This is a genomic window from Flavobacterium sp. UBA4197 (assembly GCF_002379575.1).
In the GTDB taxonomy this organism is placed as follows: Bacteria; Bacteroidota; Bacteroidia; order Flavobacteriales; family Flavobacteriaceae; genus Flavobacterium; species Flavobacterium inviolabile.
This window is the reverse complement of record NZ_DFUB01000023.1, coordinates 1-15,259: the sequence shown is the minus strand read 5'-3', so window position 1 is coordinate 15,259 and position 15,259 is coordinate 1. Positions and strand designations below refer to the sequence as shown.

The 15,259-nt window shown below is 38.5% G+C and carries 15 protein-coding genes; 7 read left to right on the top strand and 8 right to left on the bottom strand.

Features of this window, described 5'->3' with window-relative positions; genetic code table 11:
• Positions 1-52 precede the first annotated feature (52 nt).
• Positions 53-2,227 carry a S9 family peptidase gene (locus B3394_RS13490; protein ID WP_273247078.1) on the bottom strand — a complete coding sequence of 725 codons (2,175 nt, stop codon included), beginning with the start codon at positions 2,225-2,227 and terminating at the stop codon, positions 53-55.
• Between the two features lie 171 nt (positions 2,228-2,398).
• Positions 2,399-3,604, bottom strand: a complete 1,206-nt coding sequence (locus B3394_RS13485) for an aminotransferase class I/II-fold pyridoxal phosphate-dependent enzyme (RefSeq protein WP_286925589.1) — start codon at positions 3,602-3,604, stop codon at positions 2,399-2,401.
• 190 nt (positions 3,605-3,794) lie between these two features.
• On the opposite strand from B3394_RS13485, the gene B3394_RS13480 reads away from it, so the two are divergent.
• The 4 genes from B3394_RS13480 (at position 3,795) to lpdA (ending at position 6,624) form a co-directional block, all read left to right on the top strand.
• Positions 3,795-4,253, top strand: coding sequence for an Lrp/AsnC family transcriptional regulator (locus B3394_RS13480; RefSeq protein ID WP_177734341.1), 459 nt, complete (start codon positions 3,795-3,797; stop codon positions 4,251-4,253).
• An 85-nt stretch (positions 4,254-4,338) separates the two neighbouring features.
• On the top strand, positions 4,339-4,539 hold the full coding sequence (locus tag B3394_RS13475) for a hypothetical protein (RefSeq protein ID WP_177734342.1): 201 nt from the start codon (positions 4,339-4,341) through the stop codon (positions 4,537-4,539).
• A gap of 279 nt (positions 4,540-4,818) precedes the next feature.
• Positions 4,819-5,019: a hypothetical protein gene (locus B3394_RS13470; protein ID WP_286925588.1), complete on the top strand. Its 201-nt coding sequence runs from the start codon at positions 4,819-4,821 to the stop codon at positions 5,017-5,019.
• Between the two features lie 201 nt (positions 5,020-5,220).
• Positions 5,221-6,624 carry a dihydrolipoyl dehydrogenase gene (gene lpdA / locus B3394_RS13465; protein ID WP_273247079.1) on the top strand — a complete coding sequence of 468 codons (1,404 nt, stop codon included), beginning with the start codon at positions 5,221-5,223 and terminating at the stop codon, positions 6,622-6,624.
• Positions 6,625-6,696: 72 nt separating this feature from the next.
• On the opposite strand, the gene B3394_RS13460 is transcribed toward lpdA, so the two are convergent.
• The 6 genes from B3394_RS13460 to B3394_RS13435 all read right to left on the bottom strand — a co-directional run bounded on the left by B3394_RS13460 (position 6,697) and on the right by B3394_RS13435 (position 12,127).
• A complete protein-coding gene (locus B3394_RS13460) occupies positions 6,697-7,161 on the bottom strand; it encodes a TPM domain-containing protein (protein ID WP_286925587.1) in 465 nt (154 codons plus the stop codon).
• 148 nt (positions 7,162-7,309) lie between these two features.
• Positions 7,310-8,428, bottom strand: coding sequence for a DNA polymerase III subunit beta (gene dnaN, locus B3394_RS13455; protein WP_177736328.1), 1,119 nt, complete (start codon positions 8,426-8,428; stop codon positions 7,310-7,312).
• Between the two features lie 96 nt (positions 8,429-8,524).
• Positions 8,525-10,210, bottom strand: a complete 1,686-nt coding sequence (gldG, locus tag B3394_RS13450; RefSeq protein WP_177734347.1) for a gliding motility-associated ABC transporter substrate-binding protein GldG — start codon at positions 10,208-10,210, stop codon at positions 8,525-8,527.
• Positions 10,210-10,935, bottom strand: coding sequence for a gliding motility-associated ABC transporter permease subunit GldF (gene gldF / locus B3394_RS13445; RefSeq protein WP_177734348.1), 726 nt, complete (start codon positions 10,933-10,935; stop codon positions 10,210-10,212). Before gldF ends, gldG begins: the two co-directional genes overlap by 1 nt.
• A 38-nt stretch (positions 10,936-10,973) precedes the next feature.
• Positions 10,974-11,270: a putative quinol monooxygenase gene (locus B3394_RS13440; protein WP_177734349.1), complete on the bottom strand. Its 297-nt coding sequence runs from the start codon at positions 11,268-11,270 to the stop codon at positions 10,974-10,976.
• Between the two features lie 26 nt (positions 11,271-11,296).
• Positions 11,297-12,127: an SAM hydrolase/SAM-dependent halogenase family protein gene (locus B3394_RS13435; RefSeq protein WP_177736332.1), complete on the bottom strand. Its 831-nt coding sequence runs from the start codon at positions 12,125-12,127 to the stop codon at positions 11,297-11,299.
• Between the two features lie 96 nt (positions 12,128-12,223).
• On the opposite strand from B3394_RS13435, the gene B3394_RS13430 reads away from it, so the two are divergent.
• The 3 genes from B3394_RS13430 (at position 12,224) to B3394_RS13420 (ending at position 15,028) form a co-directional block, all read left to right on the top strand.
• Positions 12,224-13,174, top strand: coding sequence for a PhoH family protein (locus B3394_RS13430; RefSeq protein ID WP_177734350.1), 951 nt, complete (start codon positions 12,224-12,226; stop codon positions 13,172-13,174).
• Positions 13,175-13,284: 110 nt separating this feature from the next.
• Positions 13,285-14,235: a phosphoribosylaminoimidazolesuccinocarboxamide synthase gene (locus tag B3394_RS13425; protein ID WP_177734351.1), complete on the top strand. Its 951-nt coding sequence runs from the start codon at positions 13,285-13,287 to the stop codon at positions 14,233-14,235.
• Between the two features lie 148 nt (positions 14,236-14,383).
• A complete protein-coding gene (locus B3394_RS13420) occupies positions 14,384-15,028 on the top strand; it encodes a hypothetical protein (RefSeq protein ID WP_177734352.1) in 645 nt (214 codons plus the stop codon).
• The last annotated feature ends 231 nt before the right edge of the window (positions 15,029-15,259 follow it).

The following is a 15,259-nucleotide window of genomic DNA, read 5'->3' as shown; positions in this document are numbered from 1 at the left end:
GTATCCATAAAAAAAGCCTTCTCNNGAGAAGGCTTTTTTTATGGATAAACATTTAGTTCTTTAAGTGTAAATCAAAATAGCGTGCTATTTTTTCATTTAAATGAATTCGGTCTCTTCCGGAAACATTGTGTTCGTGTGTAGGGTAAAGGAAGTAATCTACCTGTTTTCCTGCTTTAATACACGCTTCAATGAATTCCATACTTTGCTGTTGTACTACAACCGGATCCTGAGCACCGTGAATCACTAATAAATCACCTTTTAACTGGTTCGCTTTATTGATAACGCTTGTTTTTTCGTATCCTTCAGGATTTTCCTGTGGTGTGTCCATATAACGCTCTCCGTACATTACTTCATAATATTTCCAGTCGGTTACCGGTCCGCCGGCAACACCCACTTTAAACGTATCGTTTTGGTTTAACATCAGGGAAATGGTCATAAAACCACCGAAGCTCCATCCGGATACCCCGATTTTATCGGCATTAACAAACGATTTTGATTTTAGGAATTCAACTCCTTTCATTTGGTCAGCCATTTCGTTTTGACCTAATTTACGGTGGTTTACATCACAGAAGTTTTTTCCGCGGGAATCACTTCCTCTGTTGTCCAAAGTGAACACTACATATCCCTGTTGTGCCATATAATAGTCAAACAGGTTCGCGCCGCCTAACCAACGGTTGTTAACCAATTGGGCATGCGAACCGCCATATACATAAACCATTACCGGGTATTTTTTAGCAGCATCAAAATTTGCCGGATAAATTAAACGTCCGTTAAGCGGAGTTTTTCCATCGGCAGAAGTAATTGTTACCAACTCCATTTTTGGCATGTTGATTTTTCCGGTATACGGATTTTCAGCGCTCAATAATGAAGTTGCCTTTTTTGATTTAACGTTGATGATTGCCACTTCATTTGGCGTAGTGGTATTGCTGTACTGATCGTATACAAAAGTTCCGTCGGAACTTAAGCTGGCAGTGTGCGTACCGGAAACGGTTGTTAACTGTGTTGTCGCTCCGGATTTCAGATCCACTTCATACAATTGTCTGTCCAATCCGTTGTTAGCGGTTCCGATATAGCTGATTTTTGTTCCTTTAGCATCAAAATCCAAAAGATCTTTTACCACGATATCTTTATAACCTAATTTTTTGATCAGTTTTCCATCGGTATTGTACAAATACAGGTGGTTGTATCCTTCATTCTCCGTTTGGTATAAAAACTGGCTGTTGTTATTCGGAAGGAATGTTAAATCGTGTTGCGGCTCCACATAGGTTGCCGACTTTTCTTCAAACAATGTTTTTACAAAAGCTCCGGAAACAGCGTCATATTTGTTTAGTTTCAAATGATTCTGCTCGCGGTTTAAAAGACCTACGTAAACAAATTTACCGGTTGGATCCCAGGTAACACAGGTTAAGAACTGTTCTTTCGGTTCGCCGGTTTTCAGCGTAACTTTATTATTTGAAGCAACATCGAAAATCACCAAAGTAACTTCTTCGCTTTTCATACCCGCCATAGGGTATCTGATATCTTTTACTGCTGCAACTCTGGCACCAAAATCAACTAAAGGATAGTTGGTTACCATTGTTTCGTCTTTTCGGTAATATAAAAGCTTGTCGCCGGCTTTATTCCACCACATTCCCTGGTGAATTCCAAATTCCTGACGGTGTGTATAATCACTTCCGTTAACAATTCCGGCATTTTCATCGTTCGTTACAGCAATGGTTTTTCCGCTGGCATCCGTAATTTTAATATTGTTTTTTTCTAACCATGCCACACGGTTTTTGGTTTCGGTTGGCAATTGATTCGCTGCATCAAGCGGAATGGATAGAATATTTTTGATTGTTTTTTGTGCAGCATCAAATTCTACTATATAATTCGCTTTTTTACCGCCCACTTCAAAAGCAAGCGTGTTCTGATCTTTCCAGCTATAAGCAAAAGGGAACATTCTCAAAGCAAAATCGTCCTGAGGGAATTTTGCTTTTAAAGCATTCTGAATATCATCTTTGGTTAAAAGCGTGGTTTCTTTCCATTGGTTCGCATCACTACGGGTTACTAAATTCTGGTAAGAATTGTCCAAGTACGTAATGGCTTTTACATCTTTTCTCCATTGTGTAGCAAGCATCGACTTGGGAGCGTAGGTACGAAGACCTGTTGTCGCTTCTTCAATAGTCAGATTTCTTTGTGCAAAGGTCATCGACCCGGCAAGAAGAAACAAAAAAGTGATTTTTTTCATTTAATAATAGAATTTTAAAACGGCTAATTTATTTAAAGTTATACCAAGATAGTGTTAATGAACCTACAAAATACCGGTATAAGCAGATTAGTTGCAATAGTTTGGAATTTGTTACAAACAAAAATCCGTTTAAGAATTCTTAAACGGATTTAAACTAAAAAAACTAAAAACTTAATTTAAAATCGAAAGTTCTATCATACAATCTTTCATCATCTGATAGGTTCTCTCAATATCGTTATCCAATCCGATTGAGAAACGGATCAAACCGTCGGTTAATCCCATTTCGGCCTGTTCATCCAAAGGAATTTCAGAAGAAGTGGAAGTACCCGGTGCGCTGAACAATGTTTTGTAGAAACCTAAACTTACCGCAAGGTATCCTAAGTTTCTGTTTTGCATTAATTCCATTAATTCGTTGGCTTTGTCCAGGCTTCCCACGTCAATAGTCATCATACCGCCAAAACCGTATTCCGGATTGATCATGCCTTTGTATAACTCGTGGCTTGGATGGCTTTTTAATCCCGGATAAACCGTTTTAATGCCGTCCTGTTCAAATTTCTCAGCCAGGTATTGTGCATTGTGACTGTGTTGTTTCATACGGATGTGTAAGGTTCTCAGGTTTTTAAGAACACTGGCCGAACGCAAACTGTCCATCGTTGGACCCAAAAGCATACTGGCTCCGTCGTTTACACTTTTTAAAGAGTTGATAAAGTCAGCAGAGGCACAAACCACCCCGCCAACAGTATCACTGCTTCCGTTAATGTATTTGGTTAAACTGTGAATCACGATATCCGCACCCATTTTTGAAGGAGCAACGGATAATGGTGAAAAGGTATTGTCTACCACTAACGTCAGGTTGTGTTTTTTGGCCAGTTTTGCCAGGCTGGCAATATCAGCTACTTCCAGTAAAGGATTGCTTACCGTTTCGCAGTACAATACTTTTGTATTCGGCTGGATAGCTGCTTCCACTACGTCTAACTTGGTAATGTCCACAAAAGCCGTTTCAATAGCAACACGCGGTAAAAAGTTTTTCATGAAAGCATACGTACCACCATAGATGGTTCTGCTGGAAACAATATGGTCACCCGCTTTACACAACTGTAGCAAAGTAGGAGTAATGGCACCCATTCCGGAAGCGGCCACGTTTGCGGTTTCTGTTCCTTCCATTGCTGCCAGCGCTTCTCCTAAGTATAAATTACTTGGAGAAGAGTGGCGTGAATACAAATAGCATCCTTCTGCATTTCCTTCAAAGGTGTCAAACATTGTCTTCGCAGAAAGGAATGTATAGGTAGAGGAGTCAGAAATGGAAGGGTTTACGCCTCCAAACTCTCCAAAATACTGTAAATCCTGTATTTTATCAGCGGGATTGAAATTTTTCATACTTTATAGTTTGTTGTTTGGGTATCTGTAATAAAAAGGTCAAATTAAATATATTAGCGAAAAAAAGTCAATAATGTGTTTGAAACTTGGAAAATAAAACTATTAAATTGTATATTGGTAGTTTATATTTCTGTTTAAATGTTAATTATAGCATTTTTGCCAAAATATTTTAATTTCAAAAAATAATACTATGAATTTTGATGATATTGATAAAAAACTGTTGAAATTATTACAAACCGACTGTAAACAGACCAATAAAGAGCTTTCTTTAAAACTGAACCTGTCGGTAACCGCCGTTTATGAGCGCATTAAAAAGATAGAGAAAGAAGGGATCATCTCGAATTATGTGGCATTGCTGAACCGGAATAAGATCCAGAAAGGGTTTGTGGTATTCTGCCACCTGAAGCTCACACAGCACACCAAAGAGTTTATCAACCAGTTTGAAAAAGAAGTGGTACAGTTACATGAAGTACTGGAATGTTTCCACGTGAGCGGTGATTACGATTATATCCTGAAAATCTGTGTCAAGGACATGGAAGAGTACCGGGAATTTATGGTTACAAAATTGACTACTTTGCAGCATATCGGGAGTACGCATAGTACATTTATGATAGGTCAGGTTAAGAATACGACTATTTTTTCGGTATAAAATGAAATTATTTATTTTTTTTTAGTTGTTTAGTTGTGAATAATGTACTACTTTGGCGTTAAATTAATCAAACAAAAAACAACTTATGAAAACAAATTTATTAAACATCGAAGGTGTACAGGTTTTGTCTAAAGAAAATCAGCGCATGATTAAAGGACAAATCAGTGGTAAGCCAAATTATTCATTATGCGGCTGTTCCTGTACAGGTGCTGTAACCGGACCAGACTATTGCTACGGTTATTTTGCCTGCCCGGATGTTTATACCTGTCCTCAGCCAGCCGACTAAATTGTACTAATTTTTAAATATAAAACCTTTTAACCAAACAACTTATGAAAACAAACCTTTTAAACATCGCAGGTGTACAAGTATTAACAAAAGAGAATCAAAGAATGATCAAAGGGCAGATAAGCGGTGAGCCGGATTTATCAAAATGCGGATGTTCATGCAGTGGTGCTGTAACCGGACCAAGCTATTGCGATCGTTATATTGGATGTCCTCAGGTATATACTTGCGGAGAGGTATAGGATATAAGTAATCATTTTAACGTAAATAAATCCTACTACTATGAAATCAAACCTACTAAACATTGCCGGAGTACAGGTATTGTCAAAAGAAAATCAAAGAACAATTACCGGTGCAGTCGGAGTTATTAACCCGGACTTGTCATTATGCGGTTGTTCGTGCAGCGGTTCGGTAACCGGACCGGCTTATTGCAGAAGATATATTGCATGCCCGCAGGTATATACCTGTCTGGATGTAATGTAATATCGTTTTAAAAAGATATTTGAAAACCCCGGATTTCCGGGGTTTTTTTAGGCCCTGTTTTTACGAATACCGCAATTAATCCGGACAGTATATAAAGGAACGTTAAAAGCGCTTTTATTTTGCCGACAAACCAATTTCGTGTAAACAAAATTCCTTAATTTTGTAATGAAATTTTTAAAAACACAACATAAAATAAATACTATGAGTTCATTTGACGTAGTTGTTATTGGTTCAGGTCCTGGGGGCTATGTTGCAGCAATCCGTTGCGCACAATTAGGAATGAAAACTGCCATTATTGAAAAATATTCTGTTTTAGGAGGTACTTGTTTAAATGTGGGATGTATTCCATCCAAAGCATTACTGGCCTCTTCACATCATTATGAAGAGCTTTCTCATTTTGCCGATCACGGAATTGAAGTTGCCGGTGAAGTAAAAGTAAATTTAGAGAAAATGATTGCCCGTAAACAGGCAGTTGTTGACCAGACTTCCGGTGGTGTTAAATATTTAATGGATAAAAATAAAATTACTGTTTTTGAAGGAGTAGGATCGTTTGAAAATGCAACGACTGTTGTGATTACTAAAAAAGACGGTACTGTAGAAAAAATAGAAGCTAAAAATACAATTATTGCTACCGGTTCCAAACCGTCTTCTTTGCCTTTTATCAAAATTGACAAAGAAAGAATCATTACTTCTACGGAAGCTTTGGAATTAAAAGAAGTACCAAAACACCTGGTAATTATTGGTGGTGGTGTAATCGGACTGGAATTAGGTCAGGTTTACCTTCGTTTGGGAGCTCAGGTTTCGGTAGTGGAATTTATGGACAGAATCATTCCGGGTATGGACGGTGCTTTGTCAAAAGAACTGACGAAAGTGTTGAAAAAACAGGGGATGAAATTCTATACCTCACACAAAGTACAATCGGTAGAGCGCAATGGTGATGCTGTTGTGGTTAAAGCTGAAAATGCTAAAGGAGAGATCATTACTTTAGAAGGAGATTATTCTTTGGTTTCTGTAGGCCGTCGTCCGTATACAGACGGATTGAACGCAGATAAAGCCGGCGTGAAAATTACCGAAAGAGGACAGGTTGAAGTAAACGACCATTTACAAACGACTGCTTCAAATATTTATGCAATCGGAGATGTGGTTCGTGGTGCAATGTTAGCACACAAAGCGGAAGAAGAAGGTGTGATCGTAGCAGAATATCTTGCCGGACAAAAACCGCATATCGATTATAACTTAATTCCGGGTGTTGTTTATACCTGGCCGGAAGTTGCTGCTGTTGGAAAAACGGAAGAGCAATTAAAAGAAGCTGGTGTTGCCTACAAATCGGGAAGTTTCCCATTCAAAGCTTTAGGACGTGCCCGTGCAAGTGCTGATACTGACGGATTCGTGAAAATCCTGGCCGATGCAAAAACAGATGAAGTTTTAGGAGTTCACATGATTGGTGCCCGTTGTGCCGATTTAATCGCAGAAGCGGTAACGGCAATGGAATTTAAAGCTTCGGCTGAAGATATTTCAAGAATGTCCCATGCGCATCCGACATTTGCGGAAGCTGTTAAAGAAGCTGCTTTGGCCGCTACAGATAACAGATCGTTACACGTATAATTTTAATTATAGTATATAAAAAAAGACCCTGAGCAATCAGGGTCTTTTTTTTGTGGAAATAACTTATTGTAATTAATTGAATTCTTTTTTTATTTCGGCTAAACCATTCAACAATCCGTTAAAAAAGTCGTTATTTTTAAATTTGGGAATCATGAAATTATCGATGATTGCTTTCGTTTCCTCATCGGTTATTTGTGCTACTACGTCGTCACAATTCTGTATATGGATGTTTCTAAGCGATTTTGAGACTACAATTAAAATACATGCTGATTTTGTTTCTTTGGCTAAGGCTAAGGAAAAATCAGAAAATGTGCTGTAAGGCTGAACGGAATTTACGGTGGCAATAGTGATTGGAATCTGTGTTCTTTCGTAAAAATACCGGATCGATGCATTTAAAAGGAACTCCTGGTTATCGGATAGGATATCTTCAAAATCATTTATCGTTGTTTTTAATTCAGGAAGCCCCTGAACTTTATTGTTTTGACTGAAGCAAATATTGATGGAAAGAAAAAGAATGATCAGGATTGTATTTTTCATGATGTATTTTTTATTGGTACTTACGGATAAATATAAAAAGTTTTTATTTAAAATTGTAGCGAAATTTTTGCAAATAAAAAACCGCAATCCGGTTAAGGTCTTGCGGTTTTTTGGTATAAAAGGGTTGGTTATAGCGTAGGGAATACGACTAGTTGTTAAGCATTACCGGCATAACAAGCATCGTAACGGTTTCGCCTTCGTCAAGTCCGTCAACCGGAGTTAAAATACCGGCACGGTTTGGAAGGGACATTTCAAGCATGATTTCATCAGATTGCAGGTTGGTCAGCATTTCTGTTAAGAAACGGGAGTTAAACCCGATTTGCATATCGTCACCCTGGTAATCACAAGTCAATCTTTCTTCTGCTTTGTTTGAGTAATCGATATCTTCGGCAGAAATGTTTAATTCTGCTCCGGCGATTTTCAAACGGATCTGGTGAGTTGTTTTGTTGGCAAAAATAGCCACACGACGTACAGAGCTTAAAAACTGCGATCTGTCCATCAATAATTTATTAGGGTTCTCTTTTGGAATTACCGCTTCATAGTTCGGATATTTTCCGTCAATCAAACGACATGTTAAAATATAATTGTCAAAAGAGAAGGTTGCATTCGAATCGTTGTATTCAATTTTTACTTCTGCATCAGAAGCCGATAAAATACCTTTTAAAATATTTAAAGGTTTTTTAGGCATGATAAAATCGGCAACCTGAGATGCTTTTACATCTGTACGGGCATATTTTACCAATTTGTGTGCATCGGTAGCCACGAAGATCAATCCTTCCGGTGAAAACTGGAAGAATACTCCGGACATTACCGGACGTAAATCGTCGTTACCGGCAGCGAAAATAGTTTTGCTTACGGCTGTTGCCAATACTTCGGCAGGAACCAAAGTGGAAGAAGGCTCTTCTAAAACAACTGCTTTAGGGAACTCATCACCCGGTGCATACGCCAGCGCATATTTTCCGGAATTGGAGCTGATTTCAACCGTATTATTATCTTCAACCGTAAACGTTAGCGGCTGCTCCGGGAACGTTTTTAAGATCTCTAATAATAATTTTGCAGGAACAGCTACACTTCCTTGACTGGTAGAATCAATTTCCAAAGTAGCAGACATGGTGGTCTCTAAATCGGAAGCCGATACTTTAAGCTGATTATTATCTAATTCAAATAAGAAATTATCTAAAATAGGTAAGGTGTTACTACTGTTAATAACACTACCTAGAACTTGCAATTGCTTTAATAAATATGAACTGGATACAATAAACTTCATCATCTTTCTTTTTTAGGTTTGTAAAATTCGGCTTAAATTTTACATTTCACAAATATATCGTAATCTAATTAATGTAAAAACATTTTTTATTAACAACTAACGTGAATATTTTCTTTTTCTCAGGAAAGTGAATAATATTCCGAATACTAATAACACAACTATTGGTAATCCGACAGTTATGATTTGTGTCGTGGTGTAATTGTCGTAAACTTTTTGTTTGTCTAATAATGGCAGATCGACATCTTTACTTCTAATGTTAATAAGTCCGTTGTCGTCCAGCAGATAATTAACGCAGTTTAAAAGAAATTCTTTATTGCCGTAAAGGTTGTTGGTCCATTTGTCATAACCCAATTCCAACGGCTGGAAAGCCTGGTCTAACTGGTTTTTGATAAGGTCACCGTCAGAAATAACAATCATTTTACTGTTCTTGCCCGATGTCTTGTATGTAGTGTCTTTAAAAGGCAGTACGCGATTTTCATACATCGAATTGAATTTTCCTTCCAGTAAAACCGATACCGGAATATAGCCTTTACCGGTATAATCTTTCGGATTGGTTTCTTCTGTAACCATATTCAGGCTCACTTCAACCGGAGTTCCCACTGTTTTGGAATATTGGGACGATCGCATTAAAACGGTCTTTTTGATGCCGTTTTTAAGAGTATCTATCGGGTTGGCAAATTCAAAACGAACCCCTTCAATATTTTTGACAATAGGGTTTTGGGACTGCGGATAAATAAACGGTGAATATTTCCAGAAATACTGGTCATATTGCGTGGCACTTCCTTTATCGCCGGAGGCCAGCTTGATCGGGATAGCCTGTTCGTCTTTTACCAGAGCCGGATTGATCCGGACACCGTATTTAAAGAACATATCGTTCAGGTTCAGATCTCTCGGATAGGCTAAAATAGCACCGTTTTCGTTGTACAAACTGTCCATTTCCGCCTGTACGGCATCAACCAGCCATAAGGTTTTACCACCGTTTACAATGAACTGATCCAATACCTGTTTTTCTTCTTCTGTAAAACGTTTAGTCGGTTTTGCTATAATGGCAAGATCATATTTTTTAAGCGCTAAAGCCGTTTTAACCGGGTTTTTAGCCACAGAATCCATATAGAAAGGTCCGATATAATAATTTTCACGAACGGTTTTAAGGAAATCGGCGATCTGTAATTCGTGTAGCTCGCCATTGTCTTTAATAATGGCTATTTTTTTCTCCTTGCCTTTAATAACCTTATTAAAAGCATCGGCAAAAGCATATTCTAAATGCTGTACAGAGCTCACTACTTTTTCTTCGGTAGTGGCACCCATCATGTTTTTCAGTAACTGTACTTTGGTAACCTTGTCGTTATAAGTGGCAATTGCCCACGGAAATACGACTTCCTGCGATTGTTTCCCTTTATCATCAACGGTAATGCTTATCGGGTTCATACCGCGCTGGTACATCATTTTCATGGTCGCTTCACGCTCTTCTTCTTTTTCAAGCGGGTTGACAAACTGGAAGATAATGTTGGAATTATACGCTTTGAATTCTTCCAACAGCTGACGCGTTTCTCCCTGAAGACGTTTGAATTCTCCCGGAAACTGTCCGTCTAAAAAGACATCAATATATAAAGGACTGTCAATTTTTTTAATAATCTCCAATGACGTTTCAGACAGGGTATAACGCTTATCCTGCGTTAAATCGAAACGTTTGAAAAAATAACTCCCGGCAATGTTAACGGCTAATAAAACCAGTATGACGATACCAAACTGTTTCAGGCTTTTCTTTTTATGCTCTTTCATTACCATTTCAAAGATTTAAGTTGATATACCGTTGCGGCTAAAAATAGTACGGTAATACTCAGGAAATAAATAATATCCCGGGTATCAATAACACCGCGGCTCATACTTTTAAAGTGGTAATCCATACCGAAACCGGCGATCAAATTGCTGAAACTTCCCATATAGGAAGACATGCCTTCAAATCCGAAATAGAACAGGAAGCATAAAAATACGGCAATGATAAAAGCAACGATCTGGTTGTCGGAAAGGGTAGACGTAAAGATACCGATAGCCGAATAAGCGGCAATCAGGAATAATAAACCGAAATAAGAACCCAAAGTACTTCCCATATCGATATTGCCTTCCGGACTTCCGAATTTGGAAATCACGAAAACATAAATGATCGTCGGTATGATCGCGATAACGATCAGTAAAAATGCGCCCAGGAATTTACCGTTTACAATTTCCCAGATGCTCAGGGGTTTGGTAAGCATCAATTCAATCGTTCCTTGCTTCTTTTCATCGGAAAAACTCCGCATGGTTACCGCCGGAATCAGGAAAATCAGGATCCAGGGCGATAAGGTGAAAAAAGGACTTAAATCGGCAAAACCGCTTTTCAGGATATTAAAATCTCCGTCAAATACCCAAAGAAAGAGACCGTTCAGTAACAGGAAAATTGCGATAACCAAATACCCTATGGGCGAACCGAAAAAGGATTTGATTTCTCTTAATAGTAAGGCTTTCATTTATTTTTAGTACGTTTTTATTCGTTTTTGTAATCGTGTTATGTTAAACTAACCAACTTGTCAACACTCCAGGCTTCCGGTCTGGCATTGAAAAACTGCTTGGTGTATGCCCAGACTTCCGTAAAGAGTTCCGACCTGCGGTAGTTTTCCAGATCCGCTTCCGTTTCCCAGTAACTATAGGTAAAGAAGATGGATTTATCCTGCTTGTCCTGGTATAACTCTAAAAAGTTATTGCCGGGAAAATTGCGGATTTGTTGTTTAACTTCCTGAAAATTCGTTAAAAAAGCTTCGATTTTATCTTCGTGGAAACTCATTTTTACGATGCGTACAAACATAAGGAATTATGGATTAATTTTTTGAATTAGGATTTGAAATTTATAGTAACCATATCGCGGAACTTTAAACCCAATAATGAGGTGGCAGAACCAACGGTGGACGGATTACTTTTATAGATGGCGATTTCGAGAAAATCGGCTTCATTAAAGAGTGCCAGTTTCTCGCCTTCGAAGTCTTTTAGGGTGAATCGTTCCGGAATTTTAAAATCGGAATAATTGCGGTGGATATTTTTAATGGTCTTGGTACCGAATTTAACTTCAAACAGGCGACCTCTGCCGGTTTCCTGTATCAGTTTCCGGGAAATATTGGTCACACAGTTGCCAAAATGATCAATATAAACCACATAGCCTTTAATAGAAGCGGCATCGGAAGCAACGGTAGCCTGCAGCTCACTCATTTCCTTAATGGCCGGTATTTCCCGCCCGATAACCGTCATTACACCGCCTTTGGCCAAATGACAGGCTGCCTTAACAAAAACATCCATATCGGTAGCGCCTTCCGGCAAGCGGTCGTGTATGTTGATCTCAACAATTTTCTGCGGAATGATTTTTTGGGTCAGGATACTTAAAATACCGTTATCGGCACAAATAAAGTAATGGTCGTTCCATTGCATGGCAATGTGTTTGTTCTCAAAAGTACGCTCACTGTCCACGCCAATGAGGTGTACAGTGCCTTTTGGAAAACTGCTGTATGCCGCAGTAATGATATAACTGGCTTCGGAAATATTGAACAGATCTATATTGTGGGAAATGTCGATAATCTGCACATCAGGATGTTCTGTAACAATCTTACCTTTCAATGCACCGACGAAGTGGTCTTTCAGTCCGAAATCAGTTGTTAGGGTAATTATTGACATCATTTTGTTTATAACTATTAGAGGAACTTTCCTTAAAAATTGCTAGATTTGAGATATGCAAAGCTAACTTATTTTTTTAATTAAATCTCGCTGCTTTTGAACGAAAGAACCATCGAATTGACAGACATTACCCCAAAAGAATTTTGGGGAGCTCAAGATGCTCATCTTGAAATAATTAAAAAATTATATCCGAAATTAAAAATTGTAGCCCGTGGTACATTGCTGAAAGCTTACGGAGAAAAGGAAATTTTGGACGAATTTGAAGTACGTTTCAATCGCTTGATGACCCATTTTTCACGTTATAATTCTATCGATGATAATGTGATTGAAAGAATCGTACAAACCAACAGTCAGGATGAACAGAAAATGGCCGACCATGATAAAATCCTGGTACACGGCATTGGCGGGAAACTGATTAAGGCATTAACACCGAACCAGCAGAAATTAGTCGATTTTACGATGAAAAACGACATGGTATTTGCCGTTGGTCCGGCGGGAACAGGAAAAACCTATACCGGAGTTGCTCTTGCTGTTAAAGCTTTGAAAGAGAAACAGGTAAAACGTATCATTTTAACCCGTCCTGCAGTTGAAGCAGGCGAGAATTTAGGATTTTTACCCGGTGATATGAAGGAAAAGCTGGATCCGTACATGCAGCCGTTATATGACGCGCTACGGGACATGCTGCCGCCACAAACACTGGAAGATTACATACTGAAAGGGATCATTCAGATCGCTCCGCTGGCTTTTATGAGAGGAAGGACACTGGACAATGCCTTTGTTATTCTGGATGAAGCGCAGAATACGACCCATTCGCAAATGAAAATGTTTCTGACCCGTATGGGGAAAAACGCAAAATTTATCATCACCGGCGATCCCGGCCAGGTCGATCTGCCCCGCAGAACCATTTCCGGTTTAAAAGAAGCCCTGCTGATTTTAAAGGATGTGGATGGAGTAGGGATACTGTATCTTGATGATAAAGACATCGTGCGACACCGACTGGTTAAGAAAATTATCGATGCCTATAAGAGTATTGAAAATAACGATTAAAAAAATACAAATCCGCCGCTAATTAAAGGGCGGATTTTTTATTATAAGAATTTGTTTTTTACGTACTTTTGCACCTTTAAAACAATAACAACTAACTACACACTTGTTCCATGAACACAATAACAACAACTAACTTTAATTTCCCCGGACAAAAATCCGTATATCGCGGAAAAGTAAGAGAAGTTTACAATATCAATGATGAACTTTTAGTAATGATCGCAACCGACCGTCTTTCGGCTTTTGATGTGGTGATGCCAAAAGGAATTCCTTACAAAGGACAAATTTTAAATCAGATTGCGACCAAATTCATGCAGCTGACAGCCGATATCGTTCCGAACTGGTTGATTGCCACTCCGGATCCGAATGTTGCGGTAGGGCATTTGTGTCAGCCGTTTAAAGTAGAAATGGTTATCAGAGGCTATTTAGCCGGTCATGCTGCCCGCGAATATGCTTTAGGAAAAAGAATGCTTTGCGGTGTGGAACTGGCCGAAGGGTTAAAAGAGAATGATAAATTCCCGGCCCCGATTATTACGCCTTCCACAAAAGCAGATAACGGTGAGCATGATGAAGATATTTCGCGTGAAGACATTTTAGCAAAAGGTATTGTTTCGGAAGAAGACTATATCGTTTTGGAAAACTATACCAGAGCTTTGTACCAAAGAGGAACAGAGATCGCAGCAAGCCGCGGATTAATATTGGTAGATACCAAATATGAATTCGGGAAAACCAAAGACGGAAAGATTGTTTTAATCGACGAGATCCACACGCCGGATTCTTCCCGTTATTTTTATGCCGACGGTTACCAGGAAAGACAGGATAAAGGAGAAGCACAAAAACAATTGTCTAAAGAGTTTGTACGCCAATGGCTTATTGCCAACGGTTTTCAGGGTAAAGAAGGACAGCAGATCCCTGAAATGACAACAGCATATATTGCCAGTGTTTCCGAACGTTACATTGAATTGTATGAAAATATTTTAGGAGAGTCGTTTGTAAAAGCAGATATCTCCGATATCAATGACCGAATCACCAAAAACGTATTGGAATTTCTGCAAAAGCAGTAGTCTAAATAATAATTTTAAAAGCCGGATGTAACAATCCGGCTTTTTTTATATACAACGGGCAATAAAAAAGTTTGTTTTAAAAATGGTCCGGTTGATTTATAATTTAATATTTTTTGTACATTGGCAAGACCAAGTAAACCAATAAATTATGAAAAAAAGCATGATACTGGCTTTGTCGCTGTTGTTCACGATGGGGATGTACAGCCAGAAGAAAAAAACTGTAAAAAAAGCTCCGGCTGCAAAAACACAGTCGACCGTTTTAGCGAAAGCCGATGATATTACTGCCGAGCTGGTAAAGAATAAAACACAACAATTTTTCTATGTTTTCAAAAATGAGAAAGGGGCTAAAAAGGATACCATTTTAACCAAAGCAATTGATAAAGCAGTTCCTGCCGAATGTAAGATCACCGCTTTTAAAGCAAAAGAAACACCGTTGTACTGCATTACATGGACCGAAAAAAATATAACGGAAACCAAAACAAAAAATGAAGAAGCCTTAAGTACTTTTTCTGAGATCTGGGAACCGGCAACCAAAACACAAATTTTAGCCAACGTACAGACTACCACTAAAATAAAAGAAATCGTGTTTTTAGACAAACTGCAAAACGCTTCCGAAACACAGGAGAGAATGCGCCGTGAGGGTTTTGAATTTACGTTGACCAATGAAGGCGATGTGGTTCTTAAAAACAAATCACAGGAAAGCAGGCTGACTTATAATCCTACCGATAAAAAATATGTGAATGCCGGTTCCGGAACCGGAAATTCCTCTGCACCGGCAAAGAAAAAGAGATAAAAAAAAGAACATAAAAATGCCCCCGCTTTTGGGGGTATTTTTATGGAAATAAATCTCTGATCTCGTTTTGAGTTTAAACTTCCCTGCTCCATCCGGTAATCCCAATCAATTTAATCCGAAGCATATATTGACCCTATTGTCTTAAACTTTATCGTTCAGAAAGTGAACGGTATAGGGTATTTATGGGTTCAAAAAAAGTATACTGAAAATTATACCAAATAGGTATTATTT

Excerpts from the sequence above, each read along its gene's own strand:
- B3394_RS13490 (WP_273247078.1), bottom strand. The coding sequence starts at position 2,227 with ATGAAAAAAATCACTTTTTTGTTTCTTCTTGCCGGGTCGATGACCTTT.
- B3394_RS13485 (WP_286925589.1), bottom strand. The coding sequence starts at position 3,604 with ATGAAAAATTTCAATCCCGCTGATAAAATACAGGATTTACAGTATTTT.
- B3394_RS13480 (WP_177734341.1), top strand. The coding sequence starts at position 3,795 with ATGAATTTTGATGATATTGATAAAAAACTGTTGAAATTATTACAAACC.
- B3394_RS13475 (WP_177734342.1), top strand. The coding sequence starts at position 4,339 with ATGAAAACAAATTTATTAAACATCGAAGGTGTACAGGTTTTGTCTAAA.
- B3394_RS13470 (WP_286925588.1), top strand. The coding sequence starts at position 4,819 with ATGAAATCAAACCTACTAAACATTGCCGGAGTACAGGTATTGTCAAAA.
- lpdA (WP_273247079.1), top strand. The coding sequence starts at position 5,221 with ATGAGTTCATTTGACGTAGTTGTTATTGGTTCAGGTCCTGGGGGCTAT.
- B3394_RS13460 (WP_286925587.1), bottom strand. The coding sequence starts at position 7,161 with ATGAAAAATACAATCCTGATCATTCTTTTTCTTTCCATCAATATTTGC.
- dnaN (WP_177736328.1), bottom strand. The coding sequence starts at position 8,428 with ATGAAGTTTATTGTATCCAGTTCATATTTATTAAAGCAATTGCAAGTT.
- gldG (WP_177734347.1), bottom strand. The coding sequence starts at position 10,210 with ATGAAAGAGCATAAAAAGAAAAGCCTGAAACAGTTTGGTATCGTCATA.
- gldF (WP_177734348.1), bottom strand. The coding sequence starts at position 10,935 with ATGAAAGCCTTACTATTAAGAGAAATCAAATCCTTTTTCGGTTCGCCC.
- B3394_RS13440 (WP_177734349.1), bottom strand. The coding sequence starts at position 11,270 with ATGTTTGTACGCATCGTAAAAATGAGTTTCCACGAAGATAAAATCGAA.
- B3394_RS13435 (WP_177736332.1), bottom strand. The coding sequence starts at position 12,127 with ATGTCAATAATTACCCTAACAACTGATTTCGGACTGAAAGACCACTTC.
- B3394_RS13425 (WP_177734351.1), top strand. The coding sequence starts at position 13,285 with ATGAACACAATAACAACAACTAACTTTAATTTCCCCGGACAAAAATCC.
- B3394_RS13420 (WP_177734352.1), top strand. The coding sequence starts at position 14,384 with ATGAAAAAAAGCATGATACTGGCTTTGTCGCTGTTGTTCACGATGGGG.